This window comes from Corynebacterium sp. HMSC034A01 (assembly GCF_001838175.1).
Taxonomy (GTDB): Bacteria; Actinomycetota; Actinomycetes; order Mycobacteriales; family Mycobacteriaceae; genus Corynebacterium.
The window spans coordinates 1-1919 of sequence record NZ_KV835931.1; the positions used below are offsets into that span (position 1 = coordinate 1).

Annotated in this window: 1 protein-coding gene and 1 pseudogene; both read right to left on the minus strand. The window is 60.1% G+C overall.

All coding sequences use genetic code 11. The features are described 5' to 3' along the window. Positions 1-96: 96 nt before the first annotated feature. Complete coding sequence (locus tag HMPREF2791_RS02380; RefSeq protein ID WP_246825322.1) at positions 97-786, minus strand: ATP-binding protein; 690 nt, start codon at positions 784-786, stop codon at positions 97-99. An 81-nt stretch (positions 787-867) separates the two neighbouring features. Beyond that, a pseudogene (locus HMPREF2791_RS02385) lies at positions 868-1919 on the minus strand (IS21 family transposase); the annotation flags it as partial.

Sequence of the window (1919 nt, forward strand, 5' to 3'; positions counted from 1 at the left end):
TGTTTAGACCACGTGTTTAGTAACGGTGTGGTGAGTTTCGGGTAACGCCCGGGTGAGTATCGAGTAACACCCGGGCGTTTTGGGGTTTCGGTGGGGTTATTGGGGCAGTCGCATGTTGGTGCCTTCGAGTGTGATGATTTCGGCGCCGGCGACGAGTCGGTTGAGGATTGATTCGGCGATGACGGCGTCGGGGATGGATTTGTACCACTCGTCGGGTGTGAACTGGGATGTCACGATGGTTGATCCGCGGGGTTCGCGTTCTGCGAGGATGTTGAGCAGTTGGTGTGCGGTGGCGGCATCGATTGGGGTGGTCAGGAAGTCGTCGAGGACTAACACGTCTGTGTGGTGGAGGTCTTGGAGGAATGTGATGCGGGCTGGGTCGTCGTGTTTGAGTACGGCGAGGTGGTTGGCGAGTGTGTCGGTGCGGAAGAAGCGTGCGGAGTAGTCGTTTCGGCACGCCGCGGTGAGTAGTGCTTGGGCGAGGTAGGTTTTGCCGACGGAGGATTTGCCCAGGATGACAATGTTTTGTGCGCTTTGGCACCATTGGCAGTGAGCGAGTCGGGTGATTTGCTCTTTGTTGATGGTGCGGCCGGGCGTGTAGGTGATGTCTTCGATACAAGCATCGGGATTTGGCGATCGGGATGCTTTGAGCAGTTTGTTGACTCGCCTCTCACGCTTGGCCGCTACCTCTTTATCGAGTGCGTAGAGCACCTTGTCGGAAAAGCTCCAGTCGTCGAATGCGGGATCGGCGGCGATGTCGATGACGCTTTGTCCGAAGGCGGTCATGCGTAGATCGGTAAAGACCGGCAGGACTGATTCGTCGAGGAAGCGGGCAGATGCTGATGCTGGCTGTGGGTGGGGCATGGGTTATGCAGATCCCTTCTTGGTGAGGTTTTCGAGGCTGAACTGGGCAGCACCACCGAGGTAGGCGCCGCGGGTGTCACGCGCTGTCGGGGCAGGCGCGCCGTCAGCGGGTCTGCCGGTTGGTTGATCGGTTGGCAGGTCAGTGCCGGTAGGTCGTGTGGAGGTGTCTTTGCGCACGGCGGCCATCATGTTTTTCACCGCGGTATACGACACAGCACGCCTGGCGCCGTCGGTGGACACCAGACGCCTGCAGGCTTCTTCGAGGATTGGCTTGTTGGTGTGTTTGCCCATGTTGAGCACGTTGCGGCACGCTTGATACGCCTGGGCAGGGATCGCTTTGGCTTCGATGAGCTCGGCAATCACCTGGCGGGTGGCCGGCCCGATTTTGGCGGCTTCGCGCAGGAAGTACTCGCTTGTCCATAACCCACGGGTGTCACCCATGTTCGCCGGGATGTGGTCGGTGTCGGTGACGTACACCCCGCGGGCACGTGCGAGTTGGTGGGTGGCCACACGCTGCCCGGCGTCGAAGACGGCGAGCACGTCACCGGTGATGCGCACATCCACGGTGCGGCCCACCAGCTGGTTGGGTACCGAGTAATGCGCGTTGTGCACTCTGATGTGGAAATTGGGTGCGACTTTGGCGCGTTTCCATTCGGTGCGCTGCCACGGTGTTGCAGGCAGCGCGGTGAGCACGTCGCGTTCGAACTGATCGAACAATGCGCGTCTGCTCGTCGCATTGCCGCGAAACGGTTCGGCAGCGTTGATCCCATCGACTAGGACGGTGATTTTTGCGTTGAGCTCGTCTATTCCGGCGCACTGGTGGCCATCGAGTGCGTGGATGACGTTTTGGGTGACGATCTTGACTGCAGCTTCAACGCTGGCCTTATCCTTGGGGCGTTTCGCCCGAGCCGGCAACGCGGCGGTGTTGTAGTGCTCCAAAAACTCCTCGTAGGTGGAGTTGACCCGGCGATTCCTGTCCGCGGCACTGATCGCATTCGAAGCCGTTGAGGCATTATCGGGCACGATGACCTCGGCGACCCCGCCGAAGTACTCGA